At 66.5% G+C, this 19,132-nt stretch carries 19 protein-coding genes; 6 read left to right on the top strand and 13 right to left on the bottom strand.

Going from position 1 to position 19,132, the window contains the following annotated elements; genetic code table 11:
- Positions 1–18 precede the first annotated feature (18 nt).
- On the bottom strand, positions 19–492 hold the full coding sequence (locus WKW82_RS32180) for a VOC family protein (RefSeq protein WP_340346923.1): 474 nt from the start codon (positions 490–492) through the stop codon (positions 19–21).
- Between the two features lie 116 nt (positions 493–608).
- Complete coding sequence (locus tag WKW82_RS32175; RefSeq protein ID WP_340346921.1) at positions 609–1,541, bottom strand: 3-hydroxyacyl-CoA dehydrogenase NAD-binding domain-containing protein; 933 nt, start codon at positions 1,539–1,541, stop codon at positions 609–611.
- A gap of 314 nt (positions 1,542–1,855) precedes the next feature.
- On the opposite strand from WKW82_RS32175, the gene WKW82_RS32170 reads away from it, so the two are divergent.
- The 6 genes from WKW82_RS32170 to WKW82_RS32145 all read left to right on the top strand — a co-directional run bounded on the left by WKW82_RS32170 (position 1,856) and on the right by WKW82_RS32145 (position 7,755).
- Positions 1,856–2,800 (top strand): 3-hydroxyacyl-CoA dehydrogenase, encoded by a 945-nt coding sequence (locus tag WKW82_RS32170; RefSeq protein ID WP_340346920.1) that lies wholly within the window; start codon positions 1,856–1,858, stop codon positions 2,798–2,800.
- 203 nt (positions 2,801–3,003) lie between these two features.
- On the top strand, positions 3,004–3,750 hold the full coding sequence (locus WKW82_RS32165; RefSeq protein ID WP_340346918.1) for an acetoacetate decarboxylase: 747 nt from the start codon (positions 3,004–3,006) through the stop codon (positions 3,748–3,750).
- 102 nt (positions 3,751–3,852) lie between these two features.
- Positions 3,853–4,635 carry a 3-hydroxybutyrate dehydrogenase gene (locus WKW82_RS32160; protein WP_340346917.1) on the top strand — a complete coding sequence of 261 codons (783 nt, stop codon included), beginning with the start codon at positions 3,853–3,855 and terminating at the stop codon, positions 4,633–4,635.
- 145 nt (positions 4,636–4,780) lie between these two features.
- Entirely contained in the window at positions 4,781–5,773 is a 993-nt protein-coding gene (locus WKW82_RS32155) for a tripartite tricarboxylate transporter substrate binding protein (RefSeq protein WP_340346915.1), read from the top strand.
- Positions 5,774–5,780: 7 nt separating this feature from the next.
- Positions 5,781–6,254, top strand: coding sequence for a tripartite tricarboxylate transporter TctB family protein (locus tag WKW82_RS32150; protein ID WP_340346913.1), 474 nt, complete (start codon positions 5,781–5,783; stop codon positions 6,252–6,254).
- Positions 6,255–6,258: 4 nt separating this feature from the next.
- Positions 6,259–7,755, top strand: a complete 1,497-nt coding sequence (locus tag WKW82_RS32145) for a tripartite tricarboxylate transporter permease (protein WP_340346911.1) — start codon at positions 6,259–6,261, stop codon at positions 7,753–7,755.
- Between the two features lie 92 nt (positions 7,756–7,847).
- Here the strand turns inward: WKW82_RS32145 and WKW82_RS32140 are convergent, their stop codons facing one another.
- The 11 genes from WKW82_RS32140 to WKW82_RS32090 all read right to left on the bottom strand — a co-directional run bounded on the left by WKW82_RS32140 (position 7,848) and on the right by WKW82_RS32090 (position 19,043).
- Complete coding sequence (locus WKW82_RS32140; RefSeq protein ID WP_340346910.1) at positions 7,848–8,612, bottom strand: SDR family NAD(P)-dependent oxidoreductase; 765 nt, start codon at positions 8,610–8,612, stop codon at positions 7,848–7,850.
- Positions 8,613–8,737: 125 nt separating this feature from the next.
- On the bottom strand, positions 8,738–10,528 hold the full coding sequence (locus WKW82_RS32135; protein ID WP_340346909.1) for an acyl-CoA dehydrogenase C-terminal domain-containing protein: 1,791 nt from the start codon (positions 10,526–10,528) through the stop codon (positions 8,738–8,740).
- Between the two features lie 164 nt (positions 10,529–10,692).
- Positions 10,693–11,334 carry a TetR/AcrR family transcriptional regulator gene (locus WKW82_RS32130; protein WP_340346907.1) on the bottom strand — a complete coding sequence of 214 codons (642 nt, stop codon included), beginning with the start codon at positions 11,332–11,334 and terminating at the stop codon, positions 10,693–10,695.
- Positions 11,335–11,464: 130 nt separating this feature from the next.
- Positions 11,465–12,370 carry a crotonase/enoyl-CoA hydratase family protein gene (locus tag WKW82_RS32125; RefSeq protein WP_340346905.1) on the bottom strand — a complete coding sequence of 302 codons (906 nt, stop codon included), beginning with the start codon at positions 12,368–12,370 and terminating at the stop codon, positions 11,465–11,467.
- 62 nt (positions 12,371–12,432) lie between these two features.
- On the bottom strand, positions 12,433–13,359 hold the full coding sequence (locus tag WKW82_RS32120) for an SMP-30/gluconolactonase/LRE family protein (RefSeq protein ID WP_340346903.1): 927 nt from the start codon (positions 13,357–13,359) through the stop codon (positions 12,433–12,435).
- 49 nt (positions 13,360–13,408) lie between these two features.
- Positions 13,409–14,296 (bottom strand): amidohydrolase family protein, encoded by an 888-nt coding sequence (locus WKW82_RS32115; protein WP_340346902.1) that lies wholly within the window; start codon positions 14,294–14,296, stop codon positions 13,409–13,411.
- Positions 14,297–14,302: 6 nt separating this feature from the next.
- Positions 14,303–15,259 (bottom strand): Bug family tripartite tricarboxylate transporter substrate binding protein, encoded by a 957-nt coding sequence (locus WKW82_RS32110; protein ID WP_340346901.1) that lies wholly within the window; start codon positions 15,257–15,259, stop codon positions 14,303–14,305.
- Between the two features lie 50 nt (positions 15,260–15,309).
- On the bottom strand, positions 15,310–16,296 hold the full coding sequence (locus tag WKW82_RS32105; RefSeq protein ID WP_340346900.1) for a Bug family tripartite tricarboxylate transporter substrate binding protein: 987 nt from the start codon (positions 16,294–16,296) through the stop codon (positions 15,310–15,312).
- A 28-nt stretch (positions 16,297–16,324) separates the two neighbouring features.
- Entirely contained in the window at positions 16,325–17,254 is a 930-nt protein-coding gene (locus WKW82_RS32100; RefSeq protein ID WP_340346898.1) for an NAD(P)-dependent oxidoreductase, read from the bottom strand.
- The gene (locus WKW82_RS32095) at positions 17,251–17,943 is read right to left on the bottom strand and encodes an RraA family protein (RefSeq protein WP_340346897.1); all 693 of its coding nucleotides are present in this window, start codon (positions 17,941–17,943) and stop codon (positions 17,251–17,253) included. Before WKW82_RS32095 ends, WKW82_RS32100 begins: the two co-directional genes overlap by 4 nt.
- 92 nt (positions 17,944–18,035) lie before the next feature.
- Positions 18,036–19,043 carry a Bug family tripartite tricarboxylate transporter substrate binding protein gene (locus WKW82_RS32090; protein ID WP_340346896.1) on the bottom strand — a complete coding sequence of 336 codons (1,008 nt, stop codon included), beginning with the start codon at positions 19,041–19,043 and terminating at the stop codon, positions 18,036–18,038.
- Between the last annotated feature and the right edge of the window lie 89 nt (positions 19,044–19,132).

Here is a 19,132-nt window from a genome sequence, read left to right as displayed (position 1 = left end):
GTCGGCCCGAGCGACCGGCTAGACCCCACCGCCACCGCCCATCATTTTCTCGAACCGCCTGACCATTTCCTCCGGCGACACTTCTTCCTTCCGACTGGCAAGAAGCCAGACATGGCCAAACGGATCCGTCATTGTTCCCCGGCGGTATCCGTCGAACTGATCAGCGGGAGGCATCGTTGCCTTTGCACCAGCGGTCACTGCCTTTGCAAAGAGCGAATCAACATCGTCTACGTACAACAACATTGAAACCGATGAGCCACCAAGCGTTTCCGGGCTTCGGTAGCCCATCTCAGGAAACTCGTCGGCAAGCATGAACGGTGCACCCCCAATCCGAAGTTCCGCGTGCATGACTTTTCCGCTTGCATCTGCAAGGCGAACAAACTCAGTCGCGCCGAATGCGAGCTTGTAGAAATCGATGGCCTGGTTCGCATCGCCAACGATGGCATACGGCGTGGCGAAACGATGAATTGCTGGTCGTGGATCGATGGACATGTACTGCCTTTGCTTGGGGTCCAACGCATGAGTTGGCTTGCCTGGGTTGATTGGCAGGCCAGTCCTGCTCGAACTGCATGACGGCGCGTGGAACGGTCACAGGTGCTTGAATCGCCTCACGCGCGGGCGCGGACCGCCAGCAGTCCGAGCAGGTCCTCGTCGCGTTGCACGGCAAGTTCTTCCAGCGATCTCGTGCCGGCTTCCTCCAGCACGCCGGCCACGATCTTTTCGCGCAGCGCCGGCGTGATCTCGGGCGACCCCAGCACCTTCCACCAGGCAGTCATCGGCCCGGTGAACTGGTCGAAGAAGTGCTCGATGCCACCCGCGCCCCCACCCAGGTGGTAAAGCAGGGCAGGACCCATCACACCCCAGCGCAGGCCCGGGCCCCAGCACACCGCCGCATCGGCGTCGCTCACGCTCACGACACCGCTTTCGACCAGGTGAACCACCTCGCGCCAAAGTGCGGCCTGCAGTCGGTTGGCCACGTGTCCGGGCACTTCCTTGTGCAGCCGGATCGTGCGCTTGCCGAGCGCGGTGTAGAACTCGGTCACGCGGCGGATGGTGTCCTCCGACGTGCTGGTACCCCCCACGATCTCCACCAATGGAATCAGGTGCGGCGGATTGAACGGGTGGCCGATGACGCAGCGCTCGGGATGCGCAGGACAGGCCGCCTGGATCTCGCTCATCGTGAGGCCCGAGGAACTCGAGGCGATGATGGCCTCGGGCGACAGCAGCGCGTCGAGCGTTGCGTAGAGCGAGCGCTTGAAATTAAGGCGCTCGGGTCCGTTCTCCTGGACCAGCTGCGCACCATCGACCGCCTTTGCCAGGTCGGCAGTGAAGGACAGTCGATCCGCAGACATCGGCGACTGCATACCCAAGCGTTGCAGCGCTGGCGCTGCGTTGTGCACGTATTCGCGAAGCCGCTCTTCCGCGCCGGGAGCCACGTCGGTGGCAGTCACCTCCAGACCGTGCGCCAGGAACAGCGCCGTCCAGCTGGCGCCTATGGCGCCCGTTCCGATCACGGCGACACGTTGAATCGACATCATCATTGCGTTACTCCCTGGGTAAAGATGAATCATAGGAGCGCGCTCAGGCGAATGGATCGTCTTTCCGACAATCAACGCGATGAAATGGCAGGGACCGACTCGTGTTCGCCGGCTTTTGGACGTCGGTTCCGCATCGTCGGCCCGATGCGGTCGGTAAATTCATCCGTCTGCGCTATTCCTATCAATGTCGCTGGTGCGGATCACCTACAGTGACCTGCGCGGGGGATTGGAAGATCGCAGGTCCGTCAGCAAACATGGTCATTGACCGAACCCCGTCGCATTGCTATCGATGGACTCGCCAACAGGGAGAACGACGCATGAGCAGGGTACCCATCACTTCGACCTCGACGCCTCGCATGACAGACGGCGCCACGGGTCGGCTCTTTCTGCTGGACCTTGCCGGAGGAAGGGTACTCACTGCGAATGCCGATGGCTCCAATCTCAGGACGATCGTCGAGGAGGGCAGGAAGCTGCCCGACGGCCTGGCCGTCGACGTCGAGGCGGGCCATCTCTACTGGACCAACATGGGGAATCCCAAGGAGAACGACGGCTCGATTCAGCGTTCCGACCTCGACGGCGGGAACCTGGCCACCATCGTTCCACCGGGTGGCACATTCACGCCAAAGCAGATCCAGATCGACAAGAAGTCCGGAAAGCTCTATTGGTCGGACCGAGAGGGCATGTGCGTGATGCGGGCAAACTTCGACGGCTCCAGCATCGAGACACTCGTCGACACGAGCGGAGGCGATCCGCGGCCGGGCTCCGATGCGACGAGGTGGTGCGTGGGCATGGCCATCGACGCAGCGCGGGGCCAGTTCTACTGGACGGAGAAGGGCGATGACAACGCGGGCCAGGGGCGCATCCTGCGTGCCAATGTCGACATGCCGCACGGGCAAACGGCGGCGAACCGCCAGGACATCGAAGTGCTGTACGAGGCCTTGCCCGAGCCGATCGATCTGGACATCGACCCGGACACGCGCATCCTGTACTGGACCGACCGTGGCGATCCGCCTGCCGGCAACACGGTCAACCGTGCGCCGCTCGATTCACTGCCCGGCAAGCGGCCCGCACCTGAAATCGTGTTCGATCACTTGATGGAAGCCATCGGCCTGGCGCTGGATCACAAGGGTGGCCGGATGTTCATCACCGATCTCGGAGGCTCGCTGTACAGCGCCAATCTCGACGGGACGAACCGCAAGACACTGCAATTCGCGCTGGGCAACCTGACCGGCGTCGCGTACGCCGAGCTGCCTGCCGGATAGGACTGAGGTGCAGGCGTTGGTTTCGCGACGACAGCGCGGGAGGCGATGAGCCTCGGCTCGTCGCGACTCGTCCGGGACAGGGATAGTCTGGGCGTCAGGCGTTCGTTCGATGGCGTCCGTGTCACGTGGATCGGAGATCCGGGATCAGGTTGGCCTAAGCAAGAGCGACGAGAGTGGACCTCTCCTCGACGAAAGACCGACCCATGAAGATCGACGACGTGCGCAAGGCCTTTGCCATGCCGGCCACCAGCCCGGCGTTTCCACCCGGGCCCTATCGTTTCATGCAACGCGAGTTCGTGGTCATCACCTACCGCACCGACATGGCCGCGCTGCGCGCCGTGGTGCCCGAACCGCTGGAGGTGACCGAGCCGCTGGTGAAGTACGAGTTCATCCGCATGCCCGACTCCACCGGCTTCGGCGACTACAGCGAATCGGGGCAGGTCATTCCAGTGCAACTGCGCACCGCGAAGGGGCTGGAGCAGGGCAACTACACCCACGCGATGTACCTCAACGACCATCCGCCGATCGCAGGCGGCCGCGAGTTGTGGGGCTTCCCGAAGAAGCTGGCCAACCCGACGCTCGACTACGAGACCGACACCATCGTCGGCACGCTCGACTACGGCAAGGTGCGCGTGGCCTCGGCGACGATGGGCTTCAAGCACCGCGCGGTGGAGCCCGGTCCGCTTCTTGCGGCGCTGGCGCAACCCAACTTCCTGCTCAAGGTCATTCCGCATGTGGACGGCACGCCGCGCATCTGCGAACTGGTGCGCTATCACATGGTCGACATCGACCTCAAGGGCGCCTGGACCGGCCCGGCCGCGCTCGAACTGCATCCGCATGCGCTCGCGCCCGTGGCCGCGCTGCCGGTGCTGGAGGTGGTCTCGGCGCTGCACTACATCGCCGACATGACGCTGCAACTCGGCACTGTTGAACTCGACTACCTGAAATAGGCTCGCTCTCGATCACAGCCCTGAATCCGGGCAACCGAATGCAGAAGGAAGTCATTCCTCCGTTCGACAAGCACATCTGACAACCACTCCAAAGGACTCACCATGCAACTCAAGGACAAGGTCGCCTACATCACCGGCTCGGCCAGCGGCATCGGCAAGGAGATCGCCATCGTCTTCGCGAAGGAGGGAGCGAAGATCATCATTGCCGACCTCAACAAGGACGCCGCGGTCGCGACCGCAGAAGAACTCAAGGCCACCGGCGCGCAGGCGATCGGCGTGGGCGTGGATGTGACCAACGAGGACCAGGTCAATGCCTCGGTGGAGGAGGGCGCGGCGGCCTTCGGCGGCATCGACATCCTCATCAGCAATGCCGGCATCCAGATCGTGAATCCGGTCGAGGAATTCACTTTCGCGGACTGGAAGAAGATGCTCGCGATCCATCTCGATGGCGCGTTCCTCACGACGAAGGCCTGCCTCAAGCACATGTACGCGCAGGGTCGCGGCGGCAGCGTGATCTACATGGGCTCGGTGCATTCGAAGGAAGCGTCGCTGCTGAAGGCGCCCTACGTCACCGCCAAGCACGGTCTCATCGGGCTGTGCAAGACGGTGGCCAAGGAGGGCGCCAAGCACGGCGTGCGCGCCAACGTGATCTGCCCCGGCTTCGTGCGCACGCCGCTGGTGGAGAAGCAGATCCCGGAGCAGGCGAAGACGCTGGGCATCACCGAGCAGCAAGTCATCAAGGACGTGATGCTCAAGGAAACCGTGGATGGCGAGTTCACCACCACCGACGACGTGGCACAGGTCGCGCTGATGTTCGCCGGCTTCCCGACCAACGCGCTCACCGGGCAGTCGTTGGTGGTGAGCCACGGGTGGTTCATGCAGTAGCGCAATAGTTTTTAACAAACCTGATCACAACCTGACCATCGCGGCAAGCGGTGCTTCGCCTGATGCCCTGGCATGGTGAACGTGCGAAAACGTACGTCGCCGATCCTTTCGTCATACCAATGACCATCGCCAGGAGACAAAACACATGCGCGTTCGCTCACGTCGTTCTTTCGTGTCAGGCATTTCCGGTGCGCTCGCCGGCCTGGCGATGCTGGCCTTTGCCGTCCCTGCCGCGGCGCAGGGCTACCCGACCCGGCCGATCACGCTGATCGTTCCGTGGGGCGCAGGTGGCGGCACCGACGCGACGGCGCGCATCATCGCCAGCCTGCTGGAGAAGGAAGTCGGCCAGCCGGTGACGGTGGTGAACCGCACGGGCGGCAGCGGCGTGGTGGGGCATGCGGCCATCGCCTCGGCAGCGCCCGATGGCTACACCATCGGACTGGCCACGGTCGAGATCGGCATGATGCATTGGCAAGGCCTCACCGAATTGACGGGCGCGTCGTACACGCCCATCGGCCTCGTCAACGCCGACCCTGCGGGCGTGCAGGTGCGCGCCGATGCACCCTACAAGACGGTGAACGACCTGCTCGCCGCCATCAAGGCCAATCCCGGCAAGCTCAAGGCCTCGGGCACGGGGCAGGGCGGCATCTGGCACCTGGCCATCGCCGGCCTGCTGCGCGACCAGAAGATCGACCCGGCATCCGTGCCCTGGGTGCCCAGCAACGGCGCCGCGCCGGGCCTGCAGGACATGGTGGCCGGCGGCATCGAGATCGCGCCGGTGTCGCTGCCCGAGGCACGCTCGCTCATCGATGCCGGCAAGGTCAAGAGCCTGGCGATCATGAACGACAAGCCCTCCGCGCTGTACCCGAACGTGCCGACGCTCAAGTCCGCCACCGGCAGCGACTGGACCATGGCCGCCTGGCGCGGCATCGTCGCGCCCAAGGGCATTCCGAACGACGTGCGCGACAAGCTGAGCGCGACCATCCAGAAGGTCGCGGGCAGCAAGGACTACACCGACTTCATGGCCTCGCGCGGCTTCGGGGTGGTCTATGCGGGACCGGAGGACTTCGGCAAGTTCATGGCCAAGTCGGACGCCGAGCTCGGCGCCACGATGAAGGCCGTCGGCATCGCCAAGTAGGCGGGCGATGAAGATCAACGACGCAGTCTTCGGGCTGCTGTTGCTGCTGCTCGGCGGCGCCGTGCTGTGGGTGGTGCAGGGCTATCCGAAGATTCCCGGCCAGCAGGTGGGGCCGGCGATCTTTCCGGGGCTGATCGCCTTCGGCCTGTGCGTGTGCGGCCTGCTGTTGATGGTCCGGGGCTGGCGCGACCGCGCGGCGATGCCGTGGCTGCATTTCGACGCGTGGGTGCGCTCGCCGCGCCACGTCGCTGCCGTCGTGGTCGTCGTCGTCGGGGTTGCGTTCTACATCCTCGCAGCCGAGAAGCTCGGCTTCTTCATCACATCCACGCTGGTGCTGGCCGCACTGATGTGGGCGCTGGCGGTGCCGCCGTTGCGCTCGCTCTTCATCGCGGTGGTTGCGACCTTCGTCATCCATTTCGCGTTCTACAAGCTGCTGCGCGTGCCGCTGCCTTGGGGCGTGTTCACTCCCTACGCCTGGTAGCGCCATGTCCTCTGCATTGGTGCAAGCCCTGTCGATGGTGCTGGACCCGTACACCATCGCGGTGATGGTCGTGGCTTCGCTCTATGGCCTGTTCGTGGGCGCGGTGCCGGGGCTCTCGGCCACGATGGCGGTGGCACTGCTGGTGCCCATCACCTTCTTCATGCCGCCGATCCCGGCGATCGCGGCGATGGTCACGTCGACCGCGATGGCGATCTTCTCGGGCGACATTCCGGGTTGCCTGCTGCGCATCCCTGGCACGCCGGCATCGGCCGCGTACACCGACGAGGCCTTTGCGATGACGCGCAAGGGCATGGCGGAGCAGGCGCTGGGCGCGGGGCTGGTGTTCTCGGCCATCGGCGGCTTGTTCGGCACGGCGGTGTTGATCGTCGCTGCGCCGGCGCTGGCGGACTTCGCGCTCAACTTCAGTTCCTTCGAGTATTTCTGGCTGGTGCTGCTGGGGCTGACCTGCGCGGTGTTCATCACCTCGGACCGGCCGTTGAAGGGGCTGGTCACGCTGCTGCTGGGGCTGCTCGTGGCCTGCGTGGGGCTGGGCAATCCGGCGGGCTTTCCGCGCTTCACCTTCGGCAATGCCGACATGACGGGCGGCATCGGCATGATCCCGATGATGATCGGCATGTTCGCGATCTCGGAAGTGATCCGCTATGCCGTCGACACGCTGCCGCCGCCGGAACTGGTGGTGTCGAACGTGGGCAGCGTGCTCGCCGGTCAGTGGGCCCTGGCGAAGAAGTACCCGGTGCAGATCCTGCGCGGCAGCGTGCTCGGCACGGCGGTCGGCGCACTGCCCGGTGCGGGCGCGGACATCGCGGCATGGATGTCGTATGCGATGAGCAAGAAGTTCTCGAAGGAGCCGGAGAAGTTCGGCACCGGCCATGTGGAGGGCATCGTCGAATCGGGCTCGGCCAACAACAGCGCGCTGGCGGGAGCGTGGATTCCGGCGCTGGTGTTCGGCATCCCGGGCGACTCGATCACGGCCATCGTGATCGGCGTGCTCTACATGAAGAACCTCAACCCGGGGCCGACGCTGTTCACCACCGACCCGCAGAACATCTACGCGGTGTTCATGCTGTTCATCATCGCGAACATCATCATGATCCCGCTGGGCATCCTGTGCATCAAGGCGTCCAAGCGCATCCTGCTGGTACCGCGCAACGTGCTGATGCCGCTGATCCTGATGTTCTGCATCGTCGGGGCGTTTGCCATCAACAACTCGTTGTTCGACATCGGCGTGATGCTGGTGGCTGGCGTGATCGCCTATGTGCTGGAGGAGAACAAGTTTCCGATCGCGCCGGCGATTCTTGGCGTGGTGCTGGGCGGGATGCTGGAGGAGAACTTCATCACCTCGATGATCAAGTCGGACGGGAACCTGATGGGCTTTGTGTCTCGGCCGATCGCGGCGACGCTGGCGGTGGTGTCGGTGCTGGTGTGGACTGTGCCGCTGATACGGCGCATGTTGCGACGTACACCGCAGCCGGCTTTGTAGTTCCCTGCTGCCACGCGCCAGGTCGGAGGGACTGCCCTGTGCAGATCAAGCAGAAATCGCGAAGGCCCCCTCGGCTTGCGAAGCAATGCGCCTCAGACGATCACCGCTCCGCCATCCGCCACCAGCGTCTGCCCCGTGATGAACGCACCCGCCGGCGACGCCAGCATGGTGACGATGCCGGCGATGTCCTGCGGTTGGCCGAGGCGGCGCAGGGGCAGCTTGTCCCTCGTGAACGCCTGCATCTCCGGATCGTCGAGCAGCGCCTGGGCCAGCTTGGTCTCGACCAGGCCGGGCGCGATGCAGTTGATGCGGATGTTGTGCGGGCCGAGTTCCACCGCCAGGTCGCGCGCCAGTTGCATGTCGGCGGCCTTCGACAGCCCGTAGGCGCCGATGGTGGAAGAGCCCTTGAGCCCGGCGATCGATGAGATCACGACGATGGCGCCGTCGCGCCTGGCCTTCATGTCCGGGCTTACCAGCTTGACCAGCCAGAGGTTGCTGAGCACGTTGTTGCGCACGATCTTGAGGAACATGTCGTCCTCGATGTCGTGCAATGCGCCCCAGTGCGGATTGGTGGCGGCATTGCAGACAAGGATGTCGATAGCGCCATAGCGGGCGCGCACCTGCTCGACCATGCGGGTCAACTGGTCCTTGCGCGAGATGCTGGCCTCGCAGGCCATGGCCTCGCCGCCCCTGGCGCGGATGTCGGCGGCGACGGCCTCGCAGGCGTCCAGGCGTCGGCTGGAGACGCATACCTTGGCGCCGTGCGCCGCGAGTTGCTCGGCAGTGGCGCGTCCGATGCCGCGGCTGGCGCCGGTCACCACGGCCACCTTGCCGCGCAGGCTGAAGAGATCGTTCATTGTGTTTGCTTCGTTTCGGATGGGGTCATACGCAATCAAGCCCAGAACAAGGCGGAGCGCCGCAGACAGTGCTGTAGCGCGGCAAGGCGATCCAACGCAGTTTTGCGGTTGATTGCGAGGTCGTGTCAGAAGAGGGATTCGTCAGCGGTCATGACCACGTCGGCCTCGATGTCGGCCACGCGCAGGTGGTGCTCGGCCTCGGGGAAGAGGTAGGCGAAGTAGAAGCGTGCGGTCGCCAGCTTGGCGGCGTGGAAGGGGGAGTCAGCCGCATGCGGCAGGGCCACGAGCGCCATCTCGGTCCACAGCCAGCCATAGACCTGCAGGCCGAGCACGCGCAGGAAGCTCTGGCCGCTGGCACCGATCTGGTCCGGGTTCGCGGCCGCGCGCCGTGCGATGCGCGGCACCAGGGCGCCAATGCGCTCACCCAGTTCCAGCACGCTGTCTGCGAAGGGCCGCAGGCTCGAGCCGGGCTCGATGCGGGCCAGCGAGGCGGCCACGCGCTGCTGGAACCGGGCGAGGCGATTCCCCCCGTCGGCGAGCACCTTGCGGCCCAGCAGGTCCTGGCCCTGGATGCCGTTCGCGCCCTCGTAGATCTGCGCGACGCGCGCGTCGCGGATGAACTGGTCGACGCCGCGCTCACCGAGGTAGCCCGCGCCGCCCATGATCTGCTGCGCGAGCGTGGTGCAGGCGTAGCCGTTGTCGCTGGAGAAGGCCTTGAACACCGGCGTGAGCAGGGCTACCAGTTCATCGGCATCGTGGCGGGCCGCGGCGTCGGGGTGCGCCTGGGCGCGGTCCACCTGCAGCGCCAGCCAGTAGCCGAAGGCCCGGCCGGCTTCCAGCCAGGCCTTCTGCGTGAACAGCATGCGGCGCACGTCGGCATGTGCGATCAGCGGGTCGGCCTCGCGGCCCGGTACCGTGTTGCCGCTGGCGCTGCGCCCTTGCAGGCGATGCCGCGCATGGTCGACCGCGACCTGATAGCCGCGCTCCGACTGGTTCACGCCCTGCATGCCGGTGGCCAGGCGCGCGATGTTCATCATCACGAACATGGCCTGCAAGCCCTTGTTCGCCTCGCCCAACAGGAAGCCCGTGGCGCCGTCGAAGCGCAGCCAGCAGGTCGGCGTGCCGCGGATGCCCATCTTGTCTTCCAGCCCTTCGCACCAGGCGGCGTTGCGCGCGCCGGGGCGATGTTCCGCGTCGGGCAGGAACTTGGGCACGATGAAGAGCGAGATGCCGCGCGAGCCCGGCGGCGCGCCCTCGATGCGCGCAAGCACCAGGTGGACGATGTTCTCGCCGAAGTCATGCTCGGAGACGGTCGCCATGCGCTTCAGGCCGGTGAGCCGGTAGCTGCCATCGGCTTGCGGCGAAGCGCTGGTCTGCAGCAGGCCCACATCGGTGCCAGCCTGCGTTTCCGACATGCACATGCTGCCGGTCCACTCTCCGCTGGCCAGCTTGGGCAGGTAGAGCGCGCGTTGCTGCGGGCTGCCGTTGGCGCGGATGCATTCATAGGCGCCGCGCGAAATGCTGGCGTACATCAGCCAGGAATGATTGGCCGAGCCGACGAGTTCGATCACCAGGTTGGTCATGACGTTCGGCAAGGCGCGTCCGCCGTCTTCCTTCGCCGCGGTCAGGCCCGGAAAGCCTTGCGTGCACCAGGAGGCGTAGGCCTCGCGGAAGCCTGCCGGCGTCGTGACCTTGCCGTCGTGGAAGCTGCAGCCGTCGCTGTCGCCGATGGCGTTGAGCGGGCCGACTTCGTTCTCGGCGAAACGGCCCAGCTCGGCGATCAACGTGTCGATGTCGGTGCGCTGGATGCCGGTGTGACTGGAATGCGCCTGCAACTGGGTGGCCGCGTCGAGCCACTCGTGCAGGATGAATTGAAGTTCGCGCGTGGGCGCGACATAGGTCTGTGGGTGCGGCATGGGTCGGGTCGGCGGCGAGGCCGTGCTCAGCGCAGCTTCACGGCGCAGGTGATGGGCGGTTTCGACTTCATGAAATGTCTCCCTTGAAATGAGTCAGCGTCGATGCGCGCCAGGTAGCCCGGCGTGTGCAAGACAACTCTATGCGCCGAGGGGACTCGGGCTGTTCAGCTTTGCGGCTGTGCGTCTTCTCTTGCGGAAAGCGCGCGGAACGCAGGCCGATGCTGCGGGGTGTTCAGTTTTTGCCGACGGCCCTCGGGCGGCGGCTCGGCAGGCGCCAATGCCTGCTGGAGGTAGCCGTCCACTGCACGCCGGATCTCGCGCACCAGCGATGGCTCCTCCGGCACTTGTGGCTGGATCAGCAGGGCATGCCGCACCATGCCATCCACGATCGTGAAGACGGTGAAGGCGACCGTGTCCGCATCGGCGGATGCCGGCCAGTCGGAGGCCGCGACGAGTGCGTCGCGCACGATCTCCACATGCTGCCGGTACAGCTGCTGGTAGCTTTCCGCGGAGGAGATGCGCCGCTCCAGCGAGATCAGCGCCTTCCAGTGCTGCGGCTGGTCGAGGAAACAGTGTGCATAGGCCGTGGCGATGGCATCGGTGGCCTGCCGCATCGTGCAGGGGTCCTGCCCTGGGTTGGCTTGTGCCAGGGCCTCCCCGACGCGGCGGGCGCACCGCCGCACCGTCACCGCGGCCATCGAATCCTTGTTCGGGAAATAGAGGTACAGCGTGCCAGGCGCGACCCCCGCAACGCCTGCGATGTCGCGCATCGACACTGCCTCGTAGCGCTTTTCGAGCAGGAGCATCACGAACGCGTCCTGGATCGCCTCCGATGTCATCCAGGCGCGCGATTGTGAAGGCCTGCGGCGAGGTTTCATCGATTGGGGCATCGATCCCTTCCCAGGCCCGCCGGCTTGCGTGCGGCCCGCCACGGCCTCAGACGGCCTTGCGCTTCGCGTCGTACTCGCGCACCAGCGCACGCGCCTCGTCGCCTTCCGGGATCGGCCGGCCGCTGTCGCGCCATTGCACCGCCGACTTGAAACCCTCGGCCTGCGCATGGCGACGGAACCACATGCCCTCGGGGTTGTGGCGCGTGATGCCGTCGAAGACGGTGGCCATCTGCTGGCTCTGCTCCAGGCCCATCGTCAGCATCACCTGGTTGACGACCATCTTGTGCATCGCGAGGTGGCTGCGCGGCACGCCGGCGATGCGCCTGGCCAGCTTCATCGTCGCGTCTTCCAGTTGGTCGATGGGCACGACCTCGTTGGCCAGGCCCCAGTCGGCGGCCTTGCGGCCATCGATGGTGTCGCCGGTGAACATGAGTTGCTTGGCGCGCGTGGGGCCGAGGCGGTAGGTCCACATCGCGGTGGTGGGGCAGCCCCAGACGCGCGTGGGCATGTAGCCGATGCGCGCGTCCTCGGCCATCACCAGCAGGTCGCAGCACAGCGCGATGTCGCTGCCGCCTGCAGCCGCAAAGCCATGCACCTTGGCGATGGTCGGCTTGGTGCTCTTCCACAGCGTCATGAAGTCCTCGGTGTTGCGCTTCATGTAGGCGTAGTCGTCCATCGGGTCCCAGGGGAAGCGCTCCTGCTGGCACGGGTGGTCGATCTCGCCCTCGCCGAACTGCGAGAGGTCGTAGCCGCCGCAGAAGCCCTTGCCGGCGCCCTCGATGACGATGACGTGCACCTCGTCGTCATCGTTGGCCCATTCGACGGCGGCGCGGATCTCGCGCGGTGTTTGCTCGTTGATCGCGTTGAGGCGCTCGGGGCGGTTCAGCAGCAGGCGGGCGATGCGGGGCTCGGCTGCGTCCTTGTCGATGCGCAGGGTGGTGAAGGCGGGCATGAGGTCTCCGGGATTGTTCTGGAAACGATCATAGGCGTGCCCTCACGGTGCGAGCAGGTGAGCTACCCCGGAGATACGCCACGGTGCAACTGCACGCCCGGCGCATCCAGCCGCGCACTGAGGATGTTCCCGTGCGTCGAGTCGGTCACGAACAAGGTGGACCGGTCCGCGCCGCCGAAGGCGATGTTGGTGGTCGAGGCACCGGCCGGACCACGCAACACGATCACCGGTTCGGCCCGCGGGTTCAGCACCCACACATAGCCCAGGCCGGGGTTGGCCACGATCACGCGGCCTTGCGTGTCGACGGCGAGGCCGTCCGGTCCGCTCGGGCCATGGGAGGTAAAGAACTGGCTGACCTTGGCCACGCTGCCATCCGCGAGCAAGGGCACGCGCCAGACGCAGTTGCTGCGCGTCACGGCCAGGTACAGCACCTTGCCATCGGGCGACAACGCGACACCGTTGGGGCTGGGCACGTTGGCCAGCAGCAGGTCCAGTTGTCCGTCGGGGCGCAGGCGGTACAGGCGGCCCGTGGGGTCATGCAGACCGGTCTGCCCCTGGTCGGTGAAGTAGATGTTGCCCTTGCCATCGATGACCAGGTCGTTGACGCCCTTGAAGCGCTCGGTGTTGCGGCGCTGGAGGTGTGGCGTGACGACGCCTGTTGCCACGTCGATGCGCATCAGCCCGTTCTTGTAGTCGGTGACCAGCAGCGTGTTCGCGTCGAGGAACTTCATGCCGTTGGGTTCGCCGTCGTACTCGGCGACTTGCGACCACTGGCCCGCCGCATCGATCCGGAAGATGCGGCCGAACGGGATGTCCGCCACGTACAGGTTGCCAGCCTCGTCGAACACCGGGCCTTCGAGGAAGGAGTCGGTGACCTGCCCGCCACGGTTTGCGTCGGCCCAGACCGAGGGCTCGCGCCGACGCAAGGCCTCCGGCATGCGGGTGAAGACTTCGAGCTCCAGGACCTGGGGCGCTTGCAGAAGGAACACGGGAATCTCCGTCGCGGCATCGATGCCGCAGTGTGGGGTGAAGTTGAGATCAGGCGTTGCCGAAGCCGTATAGCCGTTGCGGGTTGTCCACGAGGATACGGTCCATCACCGCGTCGTCCCCGCACCATGCGCGCAGCACTTCGACAAGGTCGGTGTCGTCCACCGAGCCCGGTGTCTCGGTGGTGTGCGGCCAGTCGCTGCCCCACACCATGCGCTCCGGCGCGGCCTGCACCAGCGCGCGGCCCAACGCAATGGCGTCGCCGTAGCCCGGTGCGCCCTCGCGCGAGCGCATGTAGACGCCTGACAGCTTGACCCAGGTGCGGCCGCGGTCGATCAACCTGCGCAGCGTGTCAAAGGCGGGACTGGCCGGGCCCTCTGCAGGATCGATGCGGGCCAGGTGGTCGATGACCAGTGGCGTTGGCAGCGCCTCGAGCACGGGCGCCAGTTCGACCAGCTGTTCAGGGTGCATGAAGACCTGGATGTGCCAGCCCAGGCGATCGGCCTTGCGCGCCAGCGTGGTCAGCATCTCCGCCGTGGTGACGCCCCACGATTGCGGCGTCACGAAGTTCACGCGCAGTCCCCGGACGCGCTGCGCATCGAGGCGGTCGAGTTCGGCATCCTCGACGTCGGCTGCCACCACCGCAATGCCGCGGGCGTCGTCGCCGAGCTGTGCCAGCGCATCAAGCAGGCAGGCGTTGTCCGTGCCATAGGTCGACGGGTTCACCACCACCGTGCGCGACGTGCCGATCCGCTGCTGCAGCGCACGATAGGCATCGACACCGGCATGCGGCGGCTGGCGCTTCCAGTGCGGTGACGGCGCGAAGCGGGGATCGAAGATGTGCATGTGGCTGTCGCACGCGCCGGCAGGCAGCACGCGGGACGACCGTCCGACACCCGCGGAATGGGGCACGGGCTGTGTGAGCGGGGTCGGGGTCATCGGTGGTCAATCGAGCTTGATGTTGCCCTTGCGAATCACTTCCGCCCACTTGGCGTCTTCCTTCTTGAGGAAGGCCGCGAACTCGGCGGGCGAGGATCCGACCGGCTGCACGCCCACGTCGGCGAAGCGCTGCTTCACTTCGTCTTCCTGCAGGACGTCGGTCAGCGCCTTGTGCAGCTTTGCGGCGACCGGCTCGGGCGTGCCGGCGGGCAGCATCATGCCGTTCCATTCGAAGGCCTCGTAGCCCGGCACGATGGACTCGGCCAGCGTCGGCACCTGCGGCAGGCGCTTGGAGCGCTCCGGCGACGACACCGCCAAGGCGCGCAGCTTGCCGGAGGACACGAGCGGATACGACGCGGCGATGGTGCTGAACATGAAGTCGACCTGGCCGCCCGTCACGTCGACGATGGCCGGACCGCCGCTCTTGTAGCCCACGTGCACCATGTCGAGGTCCAGCTTCTGGCGCATCAGTTCCGCTGCCAGCCGCTGCACCGTGCCGCTGCCGCCGGAGGCGTAGTTCATCTTGCCGGGCGCGGCCTTGGCGCGCGCGACCAGGTCCTTGGCATCCTTGATCGGCGAATCGGCCTTGACGATGATGATGTTCGGCGCCAACGACACCAGCGACAGCGGCTGCAGCGCGTTGCTCGCAAAGGGCATGCGCGGGAACAGGTGCGGGTTGATGGAATAGGGCGTGGCGTCGTAGAGCACGGTGTAGCCGTCGGCGGCGGCCTTGGCGGCATAGGTCGCACCGATGTTGCCGCTCGCGCCGGGACGGTTGTCGACGATCACGCTGGTGCCGAGCTTCACGCCCATGCGCACCGCGAGCACGCGTGCCAGGGCGTCGGCCGATCCGCCCGGGGCGTAGGGCACGACCAGCGTGATCGGCCGGTCCGGGAACGCGGCGTGGACGGAGGCGGCTGCCAGGAGAGATGCGGCGAGCACGCCGCGGAGGAAGTTCTTCATGAAATCAATTCCCGAAAGGATGGATGGGATGTCTGCTGAGCGCCGGGCGCTCATTCCGGCTTGAGATCGAGCGTGCGGGCGAGTTCGCCGTAGGTCTTCACCTCGCGCGCCAGTTGCGCGCCGAAGGCGTCGCCGCAGACGTTGCGAGGCTCCATGCCCAGCAGCCGCAGCTTCTCGGCCGTGGCCGGTGCCTGCGCGAACTCGGTGGCCACGCGGCGCAGCACGGCCAGGATCGGCGCGGGTGTGTTCGCCGGTGCGAGCACGCCGTACCAGGCATCGGCGGAGTAGCCCTTCACGCCGGCCTCCTCGAAGGTCGGCACATCCGGAAGCAAGGCCGAGCGCTTCGGCGCAGCGACGGCCAGCGCGGTCAGCCTGCCGGCCTGCACCTGCGGCAGCACCGAGCCCAGCGTCGCGAAGGAACTGTCGACCTGCCCGCCCATCATGTCGCTCGTGGCCTGCGCAGCCCCCTTGTACGGAATGTGGTTCATCGAGGTCCCGGTCAGTCGCGTGAACTGCGCGGAGGCGAAGTGGCCGGAACTGCCGCTGCCCGGCGTGCCGTAGGTGCGCTGGCCCGGCGCGGCCTTGACCTCCTTCAGGAAGTCCCCAAGCGACTTGACCCGCATGGACGGCCCGACGACCAGCACCGTCGGGCTGACGGCCACCGAGCACACCGGCGCGAAGGAGCGCACCGCATCGAACTTGACGCGCTGGCTGTAGAGCGCGGGGATCATCGTGTGGTTGGTGGCGCCCAGCAGCAGCGTGTACCCGTCTGCGGGCGCCGATGCGACTGCCTCGGCCGCGAGGATGGTGTTGGCGCCGGGCTTGTTGTCCACCACGAAAGGCTGGCCCAGCGCGCGCGACGCATGCTCGGCGAAGGCACGCGCGACGACGTCGGTCGGGCCGCCGGCGGAGAAGCCGACGAGGATGCGCACCGGCTTGGCCGGCCAGGCCGGTTGCGCCTGCGTGGGAAGCGCAAGCAGCGCGCCCCCGAGGCCGAGCGCACCTGCCAACGATGCGGCAATGAGGGAACGCTTCATGGATGTCTCCTTCTTGTTTTGCTGACGCTCAACCGGCCACCGCAGGCTGGCGAGCCAGCACTTGAAGCAGGTTGGTGGCCGCGGCGACGCCCATGTTCACGTAGGCATCGCTGGTCACGCCGCCGATGTGCGGGCTCAGCACGAAGTTCTTGTTGCCCTGGAACGGGTGGCCGGCGGTCATCGGTTCCACCGCGAAGCTGTCGAGCCCGGCCATGGCCACCTGGCCCGAACGCACTGCCTCCAGCAGCGCGGCTTCGTCGATCAGCCCGCCGCGCGCCGTGTTGACCACGATCACGCCGCGCTTGCACTGCGCGAGCGTGTCCGCGTCGAGCAGGCCGCGGTTGCCATCGGTCAGCGGGCAGTGCAGCGAGATCGCATCGGACTCGCGCCAGAGCGTCGGCAGGTCCACGCATTCGACGTACGCCGGCACGTTGCGTGCGAACGGATCGAAGCCGATGACCCGCATGCCGAGCGCATCGGCCATGCGTGCGAAGCGCAATCCGATCGCGCCCAGGCCGACCAGCCCGATCGTGCGCCCGCCCAGTTCGAGGCTCTTGTGCGTCGCCTTGTCCCAGTGGCCCGCATGCATGCGGGCGTCCAGCGCGACCACCGACTTGGCGCAGGCCAGCAGCAGGGCCAGTGCCTGCTCGGCCACCGCGGCGGCGTTGGCGCCAGCAGCGGCGACCACCTCGATACCGCGCGCCTGTGCCGCCACCTTGTCGATGGTGTCGGTGCCGCTGCCGTGCTTGGAGATGACGCGCAGCGATGGTGCTGCGTCCATCACCGTGGCGCCGACCTTGCCGTAGCGCACGATGATGGCGACCGGGTCATGCGCGCCGCACAGTGCGACCAGGTCGCTTTCGGTCGGCGTCTTGCCCGCGTAGATGACTTCATGGCCTTCGAGCAGGGCGAGTGCCTGGGGCGCGAGGTCGGCGCCGGTGACGAGGACTGTGCTCACAGCGTTTCCCCTTCCTTCAGGACGCCAGCCGCGCGGAGTGCGGCGTCCAGCCACTTGGCTGCTGTCTCACCACCCTTGATGGCCGCGATGCGGGCGGCTTCGTCCTTGACCTTCTTCGCGGCCAGCGGCAGCAGCCCCTCGATCTTCTCGCGCTCCACGACGACGACGCCATCGCCATCGCCGATCACGAAGTCACCCGGATGCACCGTGACGCCGCCGATCGACACCGGATGCCCGATGCGCCCGCCGATGTTCTTGGTCGGGCCGTTGGGGTTGGTGCCGACCGAGAACACCGGGTAGTCCATCTCGTCGATCTCCAGGCTGTCGCGGCAGGCGCCGTCCATCACCACGCCGGCGATGCCGAGCTTCTGGCAGGCCGTCATCATGATCGTGCCCATGAGCGCCGAGGTCTGGTCGCCCTTGCCGTCGATGACGAGCACGTCGCCGGGCTTGGCCATCGCGATGGCCGCGTGGATCATGAGGTTGTCGCCGGGGCGCACTTCGACCGTGAAAGCCGTGCCGGCCAGCTTCATGCGGGGGCGCAGCGCCTTGATGCGGCCATCCACCGCGCCGCGGCGGCCGGCCACGTCGGCCAGGATGGCGGGCTGCAGCTCGGCGGCTTGCGCCACGATGTGAGCGGGGACGCGTTCGAAGTCGCGAATGATGTCGGGAAGGGTGTTTGTCGTCATGATTTTCTTTCGGTGAGGGATGTGTTTGTCCTTCCCTCTTCCAATCGGGAAGAGGGCCGGGATGAGAGGCAGCGGCGATTGGGGGGTGTGCTTCAGTCGACCTTGGCGCCCGACTCCTTGACGATCGCGCCCCAGCGCCCGATGTCGTCATGGACCAGCTTGGAGAACTGCTCTGGCGTGCCGCCCAGCGCATCGGTGCCCTGGCTTGCCAGCTTCTTCTTGACCTCGGGGTCTTGCAGTGCCTTGTTGAACGCGCCGTTGAGCTTGGCAACGATGTCCTTCGGCAAGCCCGCAGGCCCAGCGACGCCGAACCAGGTCACCGCCTCGAAGCCCTTGTAGCCAGACTCGGCAATCGTCGGCACCGCCGGCAGGTCGGCCGTGCGCTTCGACGAGGTCACGGCGATGGCGCGCATCTTCCCGTTCTTGACGTAGCCGATCAGCGTCGGAACGGAAGACATGTACATCTGCAGTTGCCCGCCGATCAGGTCGGTCGAGCCTTGCGCCGCGCCCTTGTACGGAACGTGGGTGAACTTGACGCCGGCGGTCTTCTGAAACAACTCGGTCGCGAGATGCGCCACCGTGCCGCTGCCGGAGCTGGCGTAGTTCAGCGACTCCGGCTTGGCCTTGGCGGCAGCCACCACGTCGGCGAGCGTCTTGTAGGGCGAGTCGGCGGCGACCACGAGCAGCAGCGGTGCGCTGGCGACGGGCACGACCGGGGTCAGGTCCTTCTCGGGGTTGTAGGGCAGCTTGGGGTAGAGCGTGGGGTTGATCGCCAGGTTGCTGGTCTGGCCCAGTACCAGCGTGTACCCGTCGGCGGGCGCCTTGGCCGCGGCGTCGACGCCGAGGTTGCCGCCGGAGCCCGGCTTGTTGTCGATGATGATCGACCAGCCGTTGCTGGTGGCGACCTTGTTCGCGACTTCACGTGCGATCAGGTCGGTGCCGCCGCCGGCGGGGAAGGGGACGATCAGCTTGATCGGCCGCGACGGCCATGCCGCCTGGGCCGATGCCGGGGCGTGTGCCAGGAGCGTGGCGCTGGCGACGAGCGAGAGGGCGGCGATGCCGAGGGTGCGGCGCGAAGCCGTGAAGGCGCGGTGTTGCATGAACTTGTCTCCTGTTTTGCCCGTCCTGCGTGATTGCTGGCGGTGCGTTCGATGGAGCCAAGTATTCGACGGACGGCCTATTCAGTCCA

It is taken from the genome of Variovorax rhizosphaerae, assembly GCF_037889975.1.
Classification (GTDB): Bacteria; Pseudomonadota; Gammaproteobacteria; order Burkholderiales; family Burkholderiaceae_C; genus Variovorax; species Variovorax rhizosphaerae.
Note: the sequence above shows the minus strand (reverse complement) of the source record. Positions and strands in the feature narration are given on the sequence as shown.